We start from the raw sequence: 13,911 nt of genomic DNA on the forward strand, positions 1-13,911 counted from the left end.
GGACCGGTCATGGGTGAACGGGTCGGCAACCCGATCCACGAACTCCTCCATCAGATACTGCGCCGATGGGTACCGATCCGACCACAGCCACGGCCTGATGACTTCGCGGCGACGGTTGCGCGCCGTGCGGGGGGCGGCCTGCTTTTGGCCGGATCGGTCCACACCCAACGAAACGGGCACAAGCGGTGACCGGCGCCCTCGCCAAGGCCGTCGCCGCGGCGGATCTGGCCTTCACCTCGCCCGCCAAGGCGCGGGCGCTGGCCGTGGCCGCGCTCGCGGAAGCCGACGGTCACGTCGAGGCCGCCGTGGTCGCCGAGCACGCGCTCGGCCTCGCCGGGGTGGCCACCGGCCGGCTCACCGACGCCGAAACCCGGCTGCGCACCGCGGTCCGGCTGGCCGGCGGGGCCGGGCTGCGCGAGCGGGCCGCCCAGACCCGCGGGGTGCTCGGGTACGTGCTGACGCTCACCGGGCGCACCACCGAAGCCCTGCGCGAGCTGGACCGCGCGATGCCGGAACTCGCCGGGGCCGCGGCGGCGCGGCTGCGCATGCAGCGGGCCGTCGTGCTCACCGAAATCAGCCGGTTCGGTGACGCCGCCGCGGAGTTCGCGGCCGCCCTCGACACCTTGCGCGCGGCGGGCGGCGACGCCCTCATCGAAGCCACCATCCGCACCAACCGCAGCATCGTGCTGGCCCGGCTCGGCGACTGGCGGGGCGCCGAGGACGACCTCCGCCGCGCCGAAGGCGGGTTCGCCGCGACCGGCCACATCGGACGGACGGCGATGGTGTGGCAGAACCGCGGGCTCGCCGCCACCGTCCGCGGCGACGTCCCCGCCGCGCTCGCCGCCTACGACGAAGCCGCCGCACGCTACGAAGAAGCCGGCACCGACCAGGGCCTGCTGCCGATCGAACGCGCCGAGACGCTGCTTTCCGTCCGGCTGATCGCCGAAGCGCGCGAAGCCGCTACGGCCGCTGTCGCCGAGTACGAACGCCGGCGCAACGCCGTCGACCTCGTCCAGGCCCGCTTGCTGCTCGCGAAGGTCGCGCTGCTCGACGGCGACCCGGAAACGGCGTTGCGCGAAGCCTCCCTGGCGCGCCGGTCCGCGGCCCGGCAGCACCGGCCGGGCTGGGCCGCGCTCGGCGGGTACCTGGCGCTGCGGGCCCGGCGCGACAGCGGGGTCCGGACGGCGGCGATGCTCCGGTCCGGGCAGCGCACGGTGGCCGCGCTGACCGACGCCGGCTGGGTGGTCCCGGCCCTGGACGCGCGGCTGATCGTCGCGTCGCTGGCCCTCGAACTGGGCCGTCCGGCCGTCGCCGAGGCGGAGCTGACGGTCGTCGGGCGGGCCGGGCGCGGCGGCCCGGCCGAGCTGCGGGCCCGCGCCTGGCACGCGACGGCGTTGCTGCGGCTGGTCCACGGCGACCGCCGGGGCGCGGACGCCGCCGTGCGCGCCGGGGTCCGGGTGATCGGCCGGTTCCGCGCCGGGCTGGGCGCGAGCGAGCTGCGCGCCCACGCGTCGGGGCACGCGAGCGACCTGACCGGCCTGGGCCTGCGGCTCGCCGTCGAAGCGGGGCACCCGGAGGCCGTCCTGCGGTGGGCGGAGCGGCGGCACGCCGGCGCGCTGCGGCTGCGGCCCGCGCGGCCGCCGGACGACGAGGAACTGGCCGCGGACCTCGCCGCGCTGCGCCAGACCGCCGTCGACCTCGCCGCCGGCCCCGAACAGGCGCCGGCCCTGCTGCGCCGGCAGGCCCGGCTCGAAAAGGCGGTCCGCGACCGCGCCCGGCACGCCTCCGGAACGTCCACTTCGGACACTCGCATCCCGGCGCGTGCGGAACTCGCCGAGGCGCTCGGCCCGGCCACCCTGGTGGAGTACCTCGAACTGGACGGACGGCTGACGGCGCTCGTCCTCGGCGGCGGCCGGCTGCGGCGGTACGAGCTGGGCCCGGCCGCCGATGCCGCGGAGCGCCTGGACGAACTGCGGTTCGCCCTGCGCCGGTCCGCGTTCGGCCTCGGCTCCCCCGCCGGGCTCGCCGAGCGGACGGCCCGCCGTCTCGACGACCTGCTGCTCGCCCCGCTCCCGCTGGGCGACGGCCCGCTGGTGATCGTCCCGACCGGGCGGCTGCACGAACTCCCCTGGCCCGCCCTGCCGGGTTGCCAGGGCCGGCCGGTGTCGCTGGCCCCCTCGGCGGCGCTGTGGCACCGCGCCGCGACGGCGTCCGGCAGGCACGGCGGGGAGCACGTCGTCGTGGCCGGGCCCGGGCTGCCGCACGCCGCCGCGGAGGCTGCCGCGCTGGCTCGCCGCTATCCCGGTGCCCGGCGGTTCACCGGCCGCAGTGCGCGGGTCGAGCCGGTGCTCGCCGCGCTCGACGGCGCCGCGCTCGGCCACCTCGCGGCGCACGGGGTGTTCCGCACGGACAACCCGCTGTTCTCGGCGTTGCAGCTCGCCGACGGTCCCCTGACGGTGTACGACCTGGAACGGCTGGCCCGCCCGCCGCGTCAGGTGGTGCTGTCGGGCTGCGATTCGGGCCGCTCGGCGATCCACGCAGGCGACGAGCTGCTGGGCCTGGCCTCCGCGCTGCTGGCGCTGGGCACGACGAGCCTGGTCGCGACGGTCCTCCCGATCCCCGACGACGCCGGCCGCGCGCTGATGGTCCGCCACCACCGCCACCTGGCCTCCGGCCTGACCCCGGCGGCAGCCCTGGCCTGCGCCCAGGCGGAGCTCCCGGACTCCCCGGCCGCCTTCAGCTACGTCTGCTACGGCGCCGGCTGAGCGGCCAGCACGGCCGCGAGCCCTTCCCTCAGGTCCTCGACGAAGTACCCGGGCACCTCCAGTGACGGGAAGTGTCCCCCGGCTCCGGGCTCCCGCCACCGGACGATCTGCCGGTACCGCTCCCGCGCCCACGGCCGCGGGCACTTCTCGATGTCGCGGGGGTACATGGTGATCGCCGCCGGGACGTCGACCCGGAGCTCGGGATCCAGCGAGTTGTGGCTTTCGTGGTAGATCCGGGCCGCGGAGGCGCCGCTGCGGGTCAGCCAGTACAGGGTGACGTCGTCGAGGATGCGGTCGCGGGAGATCGTCTCGAACGGGCTGTCCTCCGTGTCGGACCACTCGGCGAACTTGTCGAGGATCCAGGCGAGCAGCCCGACCGGGGAGTCGACGAGCGAGTAGCCGATCGTCTGCGGCCGGGTCGCCTGCTGCTTCGCGTACGCCGCGCGGTGGCGCCAGAAGTGGCGGGTCTCCTCGGCCCACCGGCGCTCGGCCGCCGTCAGGCCGTCGGTGGCCGCCCCGGGGAGTCCTTCGGCGAACGTCGAGTGGATGCCCAGCACGTGGTCCGGGAACCGGCCGCCGAGCACGGTGGTGATGTTGCCGCCCCAGTCGCCGCCGTGGGCCGCGAACCGGCGGTAGCCGAGCCGGCCCATGAGCTCCACCCAGGCGGCCGCGATCTTTTCGGTGCCCCACCCGGTGGTGGCCGGCTTGTCGCTGTACCCGAAGCCGGGCAGCGAGGGAGCGACGACGTGGAACGCGGGCGCGCGGGCGTCGTCCGGGGCCGCCAGCTCGTCGACGACGTCGACGAATTCGGCGACGCTGCCCGGCCAGCCGTGCGTCATGAGCAGCGGCGTGGCGTCCGCCCGCGGGGACCGGCGGTGCAGGAAGTGGATGCCGAGGCCGTCGATGGTCGTGCGGAACTGCCCGATCCGGTCGAGGCGCGCTTCGAACGCCCGCCAGTCGTACTTGGTGCGCCAGTACTCGACGACGTCGACGAGGTCGGCGAGCGGGACGCCCTGGCCCGGGCCGGTGGCGGCCTCGGGCAGCCGGGCCGCGGCCAGCCGGGCGCGCAGGTCGTCGAGTTCGGCGTCGGTGGCGCGGGCTTCGAAGGCGTGGATGTCGCTGGTGAGCAGGGGCATGGGACCTCCTTGGCGTCGTGAACCGGCTAAGACGGTTCTAACACGAGGCCGGTTCGGGCAGCAACCGGCTAAGCTGGTTCCATGCGTGCCGCGTTCCCTGAATTCCGCCTCGGTACCGTGCTGGCGACGAGCTTCACGGCGACGTTGACGGAGCGGTGCGGCGACGCCGTCGAGCGCATTCCCACACCGCAGCGGCTCCTCGATTGGCTGGCGGTGTGGGGCCTCGCCGTGGACTCCTGCACCGCCGCCCAGCTCGAGCGCGCCCGCGAACTGCGCGAGTCGATCCACGCCACCGCGACCGCGGCCGCAGTGCAGGAGCCCCTCCCGGCACCGGCGGTCCAGGTCCTCAACGACTGCAGCATCGAGGGCCGCGCCGCGGCGGTCCTGACCTCCGACGGAACGCGGCAGTGGCGGCTCGGCTCGCCGTCCCGCGTGGAAGACGCCCTGAGCGTGATCGCCGCCGACGCGATCGCGATCGTCTCCGGCGAGCGGGACGGAAAGCTCGCCTTGTGCGCCTCCCCGACCTGCCGGGCCGCCTTCTTCGACACCAGCCAGAGCCGCACCCGCCGCTGGTGTGACATGAACACGTGCGGAAACCGCCAGAAGAAGGCCCGCTTCAACGCCAAGCACGCGCGGTAACGGCCCCGATCACGCGAGTCCCGCCTCCGATCACACGAGTTCCGGTTTCCGTCACGCGAGTTCCGGTTTCCGTCACGCGAGTTCCGGCTTCGGTCACGTGAGTTCCGCCTCCGATCACGGCGGTCCCGCGGCCGCCGGGTCATCATGGAAGGGTGCGGATCACGGCGTGGTGGAGCGGGCTCAGCCCGCGGCGGCGGCTGATGCTGACCAGCGTCGCCGTCGCGGTGGTGGCCGTGGTCGTCGCCACCGTCCTCGTGACCTCCGGTGCCAAAGCCGCGCCCGAAGCCGGGTCGCCGGACCAGAACAAGCCCGGCCCGGTTCTCCTCGTCCCCGGCTACGGCGGCGGCCGGGGTGCCCTGGAGACCCTCGCCGAGCGGATCCGGCAGGCCACCGGCCGGTCCGCCGAGGTGCTCACCCTGGCCGGCGACGGCACCGGCGACCTCGTCGAACAGGCCGCCGTCCTCGCCGAAGCCGTCGAGAAGGCCTACGAACAAGGCGCGCCTTCGGTCGACGTCGTCGGCTACTCCGCCGGCGGGATCGTGGCCCGGCTGTGGGTCGGCCGGGAGAACGGCGACCACCAGGCCCGCCGGGTCGTCACGCTCGGCGCGCCGATGCACGGCACCGGCCTCGCCACGGCGGGCGGCGCGCTGGTCCCGGGCGGCTGTCCCACCGCGTGCGTCCAGCTGGCGCCGGGCAGCAGCCTCCTCCAGGAGCTGGCCAAGCAGCCGCTCCCGCCGGGCCTGCCGTGGCTGTCGCTCTGGACCGACCACGACGAGACGGTGACCCCGCCGGACTCGGCCCGGCTCGACGGCGCCGTCAACGTCTCGCTCCAGCAGGTCTGCCCCGGCAACCCGGCCGGCCACGGCGACCTGCCGACCGACGCCGCCGTCACCGAGATCGTGCTGCAGGCCCTCGGCACCACCCCGCTCGAAGCGCCGGCCGAGTGCCTCAGCTCGTGACGTCCTTCGTCGCGAAGTTCGCCCACGCGGCCCCGAAGAACACCACGATGTAGCCGGCCTGCAGCAGCAGCCCGTGATCGATGTTGCGCCACAGCACCGGATCGCGGAAGAAGTCGATCCAGGACAGCCAGTAGTGCGTCGGCAGGTAGGGCTTCACGGCCGCCGCCGCGTCCAGTGTTTCCAGCACCGAGCTCGTGATCAGCACGGCCAGCCCGCCCAGCGCGGCCCCCAGCGCCGAGTCGGACACCGTCGAGAGGAACACCGTGATCGCCGCGAACCCGAGCATCGACACGACGATGTAGGACACCGCGCCCAGCAGCCGCAGCCCCAGCGCGGACGAGCTGAGCGACTGCCCCGACAGCGACGTCACGCCGGTCGGCTGCCCGCCCGGTCCGGCGACGCCGGGGGTGCCGCCGGTGCCGAACAGGATCACCCCGAGCACCAGCGACGTCAGCACGACGATGACGATCGCCGCGGTCACGTACACCGCGAGCGCGACCATCTTGGCGCCCAGCAACCGGGTCCGGCCGACCGGGCGCACCAGCAGGTAACGCAGGGTGCCGGTGGCCGCTTCGCCGGCGATCGCGTCGCCCGCGGTGACGGCGACCGCGATCGGCAGGAACAGCGGCAGCACCAGCGCGAGCGCGGCGGCCGGGTACAGCGCGCCGTCGTTGACCACCGCCGAGAGGAACGCCCCGCCCTGCCCCGGCGGCGGCGCGAAGTCCGCCGTCGCCAGGAAGACGCCGACGATCGCGGGCAGCAAGCACAGCAGCAGCACGCTGAACCAAACCCGCGGCCGCAGCGCGAGCTTCCGCAGTTCGACGCCGATCATTCCGCCGCTCCGAACCGGTCCGAGCCCGGCCCCGTCACGTCGAGGACGACCTGCTCGAGGGTCCGTTGTTCGGCGTGGATCGACGTCACGCGCACCCCCGCTTCGACGAGCATCGCGTTCAGCGCCGCCGGATCGCCGTGCCGGATGACCAGCCGGTCGCCGTCGCGGGCTTCGAGCTGCCCGTCGAGGACCGCGGCGGCCTCGGCCGGGTCCGGGGTGCCGACCAGGATCCGGCCGGTGGCCGCGCGCAGCGTCGCGAGGTCGTCCTCCAGCACGAGCCGGCCGCGGTCGACGACGCCGACGCGCGTGCACAGCTGCTCCACCTCGGCCAGCAGGTGGCTGGAGAGGAACACCGTGGTGCCGCCCGCGTTCAGCTCGACCAGCAGCTCGCGGATCTCCTTGATGCCCTGGGGGTCGAGCCCGTTGGTCGGCTCGTCGAGGATCAGCAGCCGCGGCTTGCGCAGCAGGGCGCCGGCGAGCCCGAGGCGTTGCCGCATGCCGAGCGAGTACGCCTTCACCGGCCGCTGGTCGACCCCGCCCAGCCCGACCTGCTCGAGGGCGTCGTCGATGCGACGGCGCCGGGTGCGCCGCCCGCCCCCGCGCCCGGCGGCGTCGAGCAGCGCGAGGTTCCGGCGCCCGGACAGGTGCGGGTACGCGGCCGGGCCCTCGACGAGCGCGCCGACGTCCGGCAACACCTCGGCAACCCGCTTCGGCACCGGTTTGCCGAGCACCTCGATCTCCCCGGCGGTCGCGTAGACGAGGCCGAGCAGCATCCGGACGGTGGTGGTCTTGCCCGAGCCGTTGGGGCCCAGGAAGCCGTAGCGGTCGCCTTCGCGGACTTCGAGGTCGACCGCGTCGACGGCCACCGTGCGGCCGTAGCGCTTGGTCAGCGCGTGCGTGACGATCACGGGCCGCTCCGGCGCAGCCGGGACAGCTCGTCGGCGACGGACTTCAGGACGTCCGGTGTCACCGTCCCGGCCAGCAGGTAGGAGCGGCGGGAGACCGACGACCGCACGATGCCCAGCGACAGCGGCGTGATCGACAGCTGCACGACGCTCCCGGCGGCGAGTTTCACCTGCACCGCACCGGCCTTCCCGGCGGCGTCGCCCGCCGCGTTGGCCACGGTCCGCGGCACCGCGATCACGGCGAAGGCGGCCAGCCCGCGCCCGTAGAGGGCGGCGCCCTGCACGCCCCCGAAGTTCGACGACAGCAGCGGACGCCCGGCCAGCGAGGTCGGCAGCGTGACCTGGCTGAACGCGCCGAGCGTGTCGGCGACGTCCGGAGCGCTCACCACGTTGAAGCCGGACCCGAGGGCGGGCCGCGGCGCCTCGACGACCGGCGTCGTCTGTTCGAGCTGCTGGAATTCGGTCACCAGGATCGGCGCCTCCTGCCCACGCGCGGTCACTTCGACCCGCACCGCCACCCCGGTGACCGGGTCCGCCCAGACGTCGACGCGGCCGATGGTGGTGTCGGGATCGGCGGGCACCAGCCGCAGGCCGGACGCGGCGACGCCGGCGACGTTCCGCCCGGGCAGCGCGCTCACCGGATCGCCCTTCGCCGCGCGAAGGATCCGCCGCGCGAGCTCGGGCGGCAGCAGGTCCCCGGCCCGCGGTAGCCGCAGGTCGGGCTCGCCGATCAGCTCGGTCAGCGTGTTGTCGCCGTAGTCCCAGGTGTATTCGCCATCGGGCAACCGGTAGACGTCGTGCTCACCGGCGGTCCCGAGGATGTCGACCCGGTAGCGGTCGGGCCCGGCGTACCAGGCCCGCATCGGCGTCCGCATCGAGAAGAGCGCGGTGACGGCGGCGAGGTTCGGCAGCTCCGGAAGGGCGAGCGAGCCGGCGCTTTCGGCGTAGCCCTGGTACGGCTTCCCGGCGGAACCGAGCACGAGCGCCCGCAGCTGCTCGGGATCGCCGGCCGCACCGGCCGGAGCGAGAGCGGCCACGACCGAAGGAGCGGAAACGAGCACGGCAGCCACGGCGGCGACGACCGCCCACCGGCGCCGCTTCCCGTGCCGCAACACCATCCGGCATCACCTCTTCCGTCCTTTGTACGCATGGTCCGGGGCCCGCAGCTAGGGTCGGGGGGTGACGAATCCCGTTCATGCTGCTGTCCTGAGCTAGTTCCCGCTCCGGTCGTCCGCACACCCCGCACCTCTCGCGGGTGCTTCGCCGTGCCCGCAGCAAGAACGGAAAACCCTTCTCGTGGCTCACCTAGTCCTGCCCGGCGAACCCGATCGCCGGCTCTTTGCCCCGCCTTCCCGGACCGCGATCGCGGCCGGCGACGGCCTGTCCGCCGACGCCGCCCTCCGCACGATGTCCGACGGCACCGCCCTGCTCTGGCACGGCGACTACCCGGCCGCGAGGCGCCTGCTCGCGGCCGTGAACCGCCGCATCCCACCGCCTCCACCGGACGACTACGCCCGGTACCGCGCGGACCGCGCCCGCCGGGCGCGGCTGCTGTCGCTGCTGTACATCCCCCTCGATCCCGGCCACGTGATCCCGCTGCGCCGGGCACCGGACGTCCGGGCCGCGTGCACCGCGGTCTACGGCCCGTCGGAGGTCGCGGCCGCGGTGCCGTTGCGGGAGCTCCTCGGCGTCCTCGGGGCGGCGGAGTGGCGCGCCACCGGCGTTTTCATCGCGGCACTGGGCGCGCGGATCCATCCGCACTACGGCGTGTTCGCACCGATCCGGCAGGAGTACGTCGACCTGGTGGCGGAAGCGCCGTTGCCGGGAACGGAGCGGGCGTTCGACATCGGCACCGGAACGGGCGTGCTCGCGGCCGTGCTGGCCCACCGTGGGGTGGATCGAGTGGTCGCAACGGACACTTCGCCCCGAGCCGTCGCGTGCGCGACATCGAACCTGGACCGGCTGGGGTTCGGCGACCGCACCGAGGTGGTGAAGGCGGACCTGTTCCCACCGGGCCGGGCCCCGCTCGTGGTGGCCAACCCGCCCTGGCTCCCGGGCCGGCCCCGCACGGAACTGGACCACGCGGTGTACGACCCGGGCAGCCGAATGCTGCGCGGCTTCCTCGACCGAGCACGCCGCCACCTGACCCCGGACGGCGAGGCATGGCTGGTGCTGTCGGATCTGGCGGAGCACCTGGGGCTGCGAACGCGGGCAGAGCTGCTGGCCTGGATCACGGCGGCGGGGCTGCGGGTGGTGGGCCGGACGGAGGCGGCGCCCCGGCACCCGCGCGCGGTCGATTTGGCCGACCCGCTGCACCGGGCGCGAGCCGCGGAGGTGACATCGCTCTGGCGGCTCGGCCGGTAGGGGTGCCTGAGCAGCCCCCGATTTCCACGCTAGCGGAGGGCACCGACAGATTCGGGCGCCGGTGCGGGTGTTGTCCACAGGCGAGACCCGAGCCGGCGGCCGGGAGCGCAAGCCGACCACGGCATCGCCTCCCGCATACCGGCGGCCGGAGGCGCAAGCCGGCCACGGCATCGCCACGCGCGAACCGCCGGCCGGGAGCGCAAGGAAACCAGCGACGTCACCAGACCTCCCCCGCCCCTCATCCCAGCTATCCCTTCAGTCGGCGACCGGGTGTGTCAAGGCACGCTTTCCCGCCTTGACACACCCGGGCGACGACTGAGAATCCCACCGGAGGGGCGGGGGAGGTCGGACCCGCCCCAGCCGCGGCAGAGCCTTTCTGCCGCGGCAGAAAGACAAAAAGCGTCCTCGCCGGACAGGCAGGCTCCGGGATGACCACCCCCCTCGCGCTGCTGGCCAGCGTTGGGGAGGTGGGCCGCGGGGTGGTCATCCCGTCGCCTGAACGAGGCCTATCACTTTGAGCCGGGCCCGCAAGCCCACGCCGTCACCCAGCCCCGCGCTGTGGGTTGCGGGCCCGGCTCAAAGTGATTTTGACGGCCTCAGGCGACGGGATGACCACCCAGCTCTTTCTTTTGCATCAAGCGAATGCCGCTACCGCCTCCACTGCCTGCCGCGTCTCTCTTACATTGTGTGCGCGGAACACCGCCGCCCCCGCCTTTGCCGCTATTGCCGTTGCCGCCAGGGTTCCGGCCAAGCGGTCGTGGGCTTGTACGTCCAGGGTCTCGCCGATCAGGTCCTTGTTCGACAGGGCCACCAACACCGGCCAGCCCGTCTCTACCAGGCGGTTGAAGTTCCTGAGCAGCTCCAGGCCGTGGCGGGTGCTCTTGCCGAAGTCGAACGTCGGGTCCACCAGCACCCCTTCGCGCGGCACCCCCGCCGCCACCGTTCGTGCGGCCGCCGTTGTCAGTTCGGCGATCACGTCTGCGACGACGTCCTCGTAACTCGGCCAAAACGGGCGCTCTGCGGTGGGCCTCGGGTACGGGTCCGTGCGGACCGGCATGCCCCCGACGTGCGAACACACGTAGCCCGCTCCGAACTCCGCGGCCACTTCGACCAGCTTGGGGTCGGCGCCCGCCCATGTGTCGTTGAGCAGGTGCGCGCCCGCTTCGCAGACCTGGCGTCCTACCTCGTGGCGCCACGTGTCGACGCTGATCACCAGCTCCGGGTGGCGGCGGTGGACCTCGGCCACGAACGGGACCACCCTCCGGCTCTCCTCGTCGACGTCGACCTCCGGGCCCTCGCCCGCCTTGACGCCGCCGATGTCGACGATGTCGGCGCCCGCCGCCACCGCTCGGTCCACCGCTTCGATGGCCGCCGTGTCGGCGAAGGTTGCTCCCTTGTCGTAGAACGAGTCGGGGGTCCGGTTGACGATGGCCATGACCAACGCCCGGTCGCCGGGCATGCGGCGGCCGCGGAAGACCATCTCCGGCCGGTTTGACGTCATGGTCACCACCCTGCCAGGTCACGGCTGGGTCCGGAACGCCGCCGGTGGGGCCCCGCGGCGGCTATTCTCGGGCGCGCGAACCGAGCAGGGGGGACACGAAATGAGCGAGGAACCGGCCCGCAGCGACGCCGAACTGATGATCGCCGAGGCCAAGAAGGCGCTGTGGGCGATGGTCGCCCTGCTGGCGGTCATGTGGCTCGTGCAGATCGTCAACGCCGTCGAAGGCTACGACCTGAGCCGCGAGTTCGGCATCGAGCCGCGGGACCCGGGGTCGCTGCCGGACATCCTGACCTCGCCGTTCATGCACGCCAGCTGGATGCACATCGAGGCCAACTCGGGGCCGCTGTTCGTGTTCGGGTTCCTCGCCGCCTACCGCGGGGTGAAGAAGTGGCTCGGCGTGAGCGTGCTGATCATCGTCGCCAGCGGGCTGGGCGTCTGGTTCATCACGCCGTCGCACACGGTCACGGTCGGCGCCAGCGGCCTGCTGTTCGGCTACTTCGGCTACATCATCGTGCGCGGGCTGTTCGACCGGCACCCGATCGACATCGTGATCGGGCTCGTGATGGCGTTGTGCTTCGCCTACACGTTCGTCTCCCTGCTGCCCACCGACGAGGGGGTCAGCTGGCAGGGTCACCTGTTCGGGTTCCTCGGCGGCATCGTCGGCGGCTGGATCTTCCGCGACCGGCGGCCGAAGGCGGTCGCCGCGCCGGACGCGGCGACCACCCTGCTCCCGAAGGACTTCAGCTAGGCGGTTCGAGCTCCGCCTCGACGTCGATCCGGACGTACCGGCCGATCACCGCGCGCGGCACCCGCAGGCCGAGCGGGGCCCGGTCCAGCGTCCCGGTGGCGCGGACGCGGGTGGCGGTGACCGGCTCGACGGCCAGCGTCAGCGGGCACGACGTCCCGCGCAGCCGCAGCTCGCCGGTCACTTCCCAGCCGCTCTCCTGCCTGCGGACGCCGGTGGCCGTGAACGTCATTTCCGGCTGAGCGGCGCTGTCGAGCAGGTTCGGCTTGCGCAGGTCGAGGTCACGACGCTCGTTCCGCGTGTCGAGCGCACCCAAATCCAGCTCGGCGTGGACCGCGGTCACGGCGCCGTCGCGCACCTCGACGCGGCCGGTGCGAACCGGGATCGTGCCGTGCACCCGGTTGAAGCCGAAGTTGCGGACCTCGAAGGCCGCCGTCGTCCGTCCACTGCGGACGGTCCAGGTCCCGGCGCGCAGCGCGGGCGCGGTGTGCGGGCTCATCGCGCACCCGCCGGGGCCGGCAGGGCCGCGTGCCGCACGCGGTGCAGGTCGACCCGGTCCGGGCCGGGCAGCAACGCCGGGTCTTCGCCGACCAGCAGTTCGGTGGCCATGATCGCCTCCTGGACGGCTTCGATCGTCGCCACGGAGGCGCCGAACCCCACGACGACCAGGGACCGGTCTTCGGCGATGAGGGTGTAGCTCGCGCCGACGCCTTCGAGATCCCGCACGGCGGGCCAGATGCGCTCGCGGCCCGCGCGCAGCTCGGCGGCCGACTGCTCGGCGCCCCGCGGCCCGTCGAACCAGGTGAGCTGGGCGTAGGAGGCCGCGTCCGACGCCCATTGCGCGTCGGTGACCCGGTAGACGCCGGTGTCGAGCCAGGTGGTCCCGGCGGGCCGCCGGGCCGCGGCCTCGCCCGCCGCCGCGGCGTCGGGCCAGAAGGTGACGACGGCGCCGGCCGGGCCGCCGAGCTGGGTGAGCGTGGCGGCGCCGAGGGCGCCCTCGGCCAGGTCGTGCGTCCCCAGCGGACTCCGGTACTGGTGGATGGTCGCGTGCATGAGGTGCTCCTTTTCGCTGGTCACCGCGTTGGGAGTCACTTTCGGCCGCGAGCGCCGTCCGGACATCAGTGCCAGTACGGAGGCCACCGCGCAAACCGGGCACGGAGGGGATACTGCTCGGGTGACGCGCAGCGAACCTTTCGTCGGGCGCGCCGGTGCCGTGGCCGACCTGCGCACGTGGCTCGCGGCGGCGGACGGCGGCACCGGCGCGCTGGTGCTCGTCGGCGGGCCGGCCGGCATCGGCAAGACGCGGCTGGCCGAGACGGTCACCGGCCCGGCCGCGGTCTGGGGCCGGTGCGTCGACGAAGCCGGCGAACAGCCGGACGGGAATGGCGATCTCACTGAGCCGCGCATCGAAGACCATGTTTTCGACGACGTCCAGTTCCCGGGGGATCGTGTGCGCGGCAGCCACCCGCGAACCCCAGACGGGGGTGCGGCGCATGGCCTCGACGTCCACCCGGAGCGCCTCCTGAAGGAAGATTTCGAGGATCTGCTCGGGATCGTCGGCGGCCCGCATCCGGCGCCGCGCCTCGGGCCCGACAACCGACCCGCCGGGCTCCGGCTGAGGCGGTTCGTAGGCGACCAGGCGGCTGACGGCTTCGGTGATCCGCACGGCTTCCAGGGCGCAGAGGGCACCGTAGGAGTGCGCAAGGAGATAGACATCGCCCCCGGCGGCTTCGGCCACGGCGGCGATGTCTTCGCCTTCGCGCCGGATGTCGTAGTCGCCGGCTTCGGCTCGGCTGAGGCCCCGCCCGCGCCGGTCGACGAGGTGGAGGCGATAGCGCTGGGCGAGCCGATCCCGGACGGCGGCCCAGCGGGTGTGGTCGGCACCGGTGCCGTGGACGAGGACCATCGGTGGGCCGTCGCCGAGGGTTTCGTAGCCGATGACCGTCCCGTCGGGTGAGGTGACCGATGCCGTCATGGGTTGCTCCTATGTCAAGCCGCTGCGGGGAGCGTGGCTGTGAGGGGTGTGGTGTCGGTTCGTAGGAGGTTGAACACGACGCGGGCGAGG

12 protein-coding genes and 1 pseudogene are annotated in these 13,911 nt (G+C 73.8%); 5 read left to right on the top strand and 8 right to left on the bottom strand.

What is annotated here, in order from left to right; genetic code table 11:
* Nucleotides 1–185: 185 nt before the first annotated feature.
* Nucleotides 186–2,765, top strand: a complete 2,580-nt coding sequence (locus ACWEF6_RS37175) for a CHAT domain-containing protein (protein ID WP_449687246.1) — start codon at nt 186–188, stop codon at nt 2,763–2,765.
* Here the strand turns inward: ACWEF6_RS37175 and ACWEF6_RS37180 are convergent.
* Nucleotides 2,750–3,901 carry an epoxide hydrolase family protein gene (locus ACWEF6_RS37180; RefSeq protein WP_449687247.1) on the bottom strand — a complete coding sequence of 384 codons (1,152 nt, stop codon included), beginning with the start codon at nt 3,899–3,901 and terminating at the stop codon, nt 2,750–2,752. The two genes, ACWEF6_RS37175 and ACWEF6_RS37180, sit on opposite strands and share 16 nt — an antisense overlap.
* Nucleotides 3,902–3,982: 81 nt before the next feature.
* On the opposite strand from ACWEF6_RS37180, the gene ACWEF6_RS37185 reads away from it, so the two are divergent.
* Together ACWEF6_RS37185 and ACWEF6_RS37190 are read left to right on the top strand one after the other, a co-directional pair.
* Nucleotides 3,983–4,540, top strand: a complete 558-nt coding sequence (locus tag ACWEF6_RS37185; protein WP_449687248.1) for a CGNR zinc finger domain-containing protein — start codon at nt 3,983–3,985, stop codon at nt 4,538–4,540.
* Between the two features lie 152 nt (nt 4,541–4,692).
* Nucleotides 4,693–5,499, top strand: a complete 807-nt coding sequence (locus ACWEF6_RS37190; RefSeq protein ID WP_449687249.1) for a lipase family alpha/beta hydrolase — start codon at nt 4,693–4,695, stop codon at nt 5,497–5,499.
* Here the strand turns inward: ACWEF6_RS37190 and ACWEF6_RS37195 are convergent.
* Genes ACWEF6_RS37195 through ACWEF6_RS37205 form a run of 3 tightly spaced genes read right to left on the bottom strand, consistent with a single transcriptional unit; the run spans nt 5,489 to nt 8,354 of the window.
* On the bottom strand, nt 5,489–6,331 hold the full coding sequence (locus ACWEF6_RS37195; protein WP_310975885.1) for an ABC transporter permease: 843 nt from the start codon (nt 6,329–6,331) through the stop codon (nt 5,489–5,491). The genes ACWEF6_RS37190 and ACWEF6_RS37195 overlap by 11 nt on opposite strands.
* Nucleotides 6,328–7,239 carry an ABC transporter ATP-binding protein gene (locus tag ACWEF6_RS37200; RefSeq protein ID WP_449687250.1) on the bottom strand — a complete coding sequence of 304 codons (912 nt, stop codon included), beginning with the start codon at nt 7,237–7,239 and terminating at the stop codon, nt 6,328–6,330. The genes ACWEF6_RS37195 and ACWEF6_RS37200 overlap by 4 nt, the downstream gene beginning before the upstream one ends.
* The gene (locus ACWEF6_RS37205; protein WP_449687251.1) at nt 7,236–8,354 is read right to left on the bottom strand and encodes a hypothetical protein; all 1,119 of its coding nucleotides are present in this window, start codon (nt 8,352–8,354) and stop codon (nt 7,236–7,238) included. Before ACWEF6_RS37205 ends, ACWEF6_RS37200 begins: the two co-directional genes overlap by 4 nt.
* A 178-nt stretch (nt 8,355–8,532) precedes the next feature.
* On the opposite strand from ACWEF6_RS37205, the gene ACWEF6_RS37210 reads away from it, so the two are divergent.
* Nucleotides 8,533–9,600 (top strand): methyltransferase, encoded by a 1,068-nt coding sequence (locus ACWEF6_RS37210; protein WP_449687252.1) that lies wholly within the window; start codon nt 8,533–8,535, stop codon nt 9,598–9,600.
* A 634-nt stretch (nt 9,601–10,234) separates the two neighbouring features.
* Here ACWEF6_RS37210 and folP read toward each other — a convergent pair.
* Complete coding sequence (gene folP / locus ACWEF6_RS37215) at nt 10,235–11,101, bottom strand: dihydropteroate synthase (protein ID WP_449687253.1); 867 nt, start codon at nt 11,099–11,101, stop codon at nt 10,235–10,237.
* Nucleotides 11,102–11,201: 100 nt separating this feature from the next.
* Here folP and ACWEF6_RS37220 point away from each other — a divergent pair, with 100 nt between their 5' ends.
* Nucleotides 11,202–11,849 carry a rhomboid family intramembrane serine protease gene (locus ACWEF6_RS37220; protein WP_449687254.1) on the top strand — a complete coding sequence of 216 codons (648 nt, stop codon included), beginning with the start codon at nt 11,202–11,204 and terminating at the stop codon, nt 11,847–11,849.
* On the opposite strand, the gene ACWEF6_RS37225 is transcribed toward ACWEF6_RS37220, so the two are convergent.
* From ACWEF6_RS37225 to ACWEF6_RS37235, 3 genes and pseudogenes are all read right to left on the bottom strand, one after another.
* Nucleotides 11,842–12,345 (bottom strand): YceI family protein, encoded by a 504-nt coding sequence (locus ACWEF6_RS37225; protein WP_449687256.1) that lies wholly within the window; start codon nt 12,343–12,345, stop codon nt 11,842–11,844. The two genes, ACWEF6_RS37220 and ACWEF6_RS37225, sit on opposite strands and share 8 nt — an antisense overlap.
* Entirely contained in the window at nt 12,342–12,899 is a 558-nt protein-coding gene (locus tag ACWEF6_RS37230) for a hypothetical protein (RefSeq protein WP_449687255.1), read from the bottom strand. Before ACWEF6_RS37230 ends, ACWEF6_RS37225 begins: the two co-directional genes overlap by 4 nt.
* A gap of 289 nt (nt 12,900–13,188) precedes the next feature.
* Nucleotides 13,189–13,821 (bottom strand): annotated as a pseudogene (locus tag ACWEF6_RS37235) (alpha/beta fold hydrolase); the annotation flags it as partial.
* Between the last annotated feature and the right edge of the window lie 90 nt (nt 13,822–13,911).

The organism is Amycolatopsis sp. NPDC004772 (assembly GCF_053601215.1).

Coding starts and splice junctions, on each gene's coding strand:
- ACWEF6_RS37180 (WP_449687247.1), bottom strand. CDS start 3,901: ATGCCCCTGCTCACCAGCGACATCCACGCCTTCGAAGCCCGCGCCACC.
- ACWEF6_RS37185 (WP_449687248.1), top strand. CDS start 3,983: ATGCGTGCCGCGTTCCCTGAATTCCGCCTCGGTACCGTGCTGGCGACG.
- ACWEF6_RS37205 (WP_449687251.1), bottom strand. CDS start 8,354: ATGGTGTTGCGGCACGGGAAGCGGCGCCGGTGGGCGGTCGTCGCCGCC.
- ACWEF6_RS37220 (WP_449687254.1), top strand. CDS start 11,202: ATGAGCGAGGAACCGGCCCGCAGCGACGCCGAACTGATGATCGCCGAG.
- ACWEF6_RS37195 (WP_310975885.1), bottom strand. CDS start 6,331: ATGATCGGCGTCGAACTGCGGAAGCTCGCGCTGCGGCCGCGGGTTTGG.
- ACWEF6_RS37225 (WP_449687256.1), bottom strand. CDS start 12,345: ATGAGCCCGCACACCGCGCCCGCGCTGCGCGCCGGGACCTGGACCGTC.
- folP (WP_449687253.1), bottom strand. CDS start 11,101: ATGACGTCAAACCGGCCGGAGATGGTCTTCCGCGGCCGCCGCATGCCC.
- ACWEF6_RS37230 (WP_449687255.1), bottom strand. CDS start 12,899: ATGCACGCGACCATCCACCAGTACCGGAGTCCGCTGGGGACGCACGAC.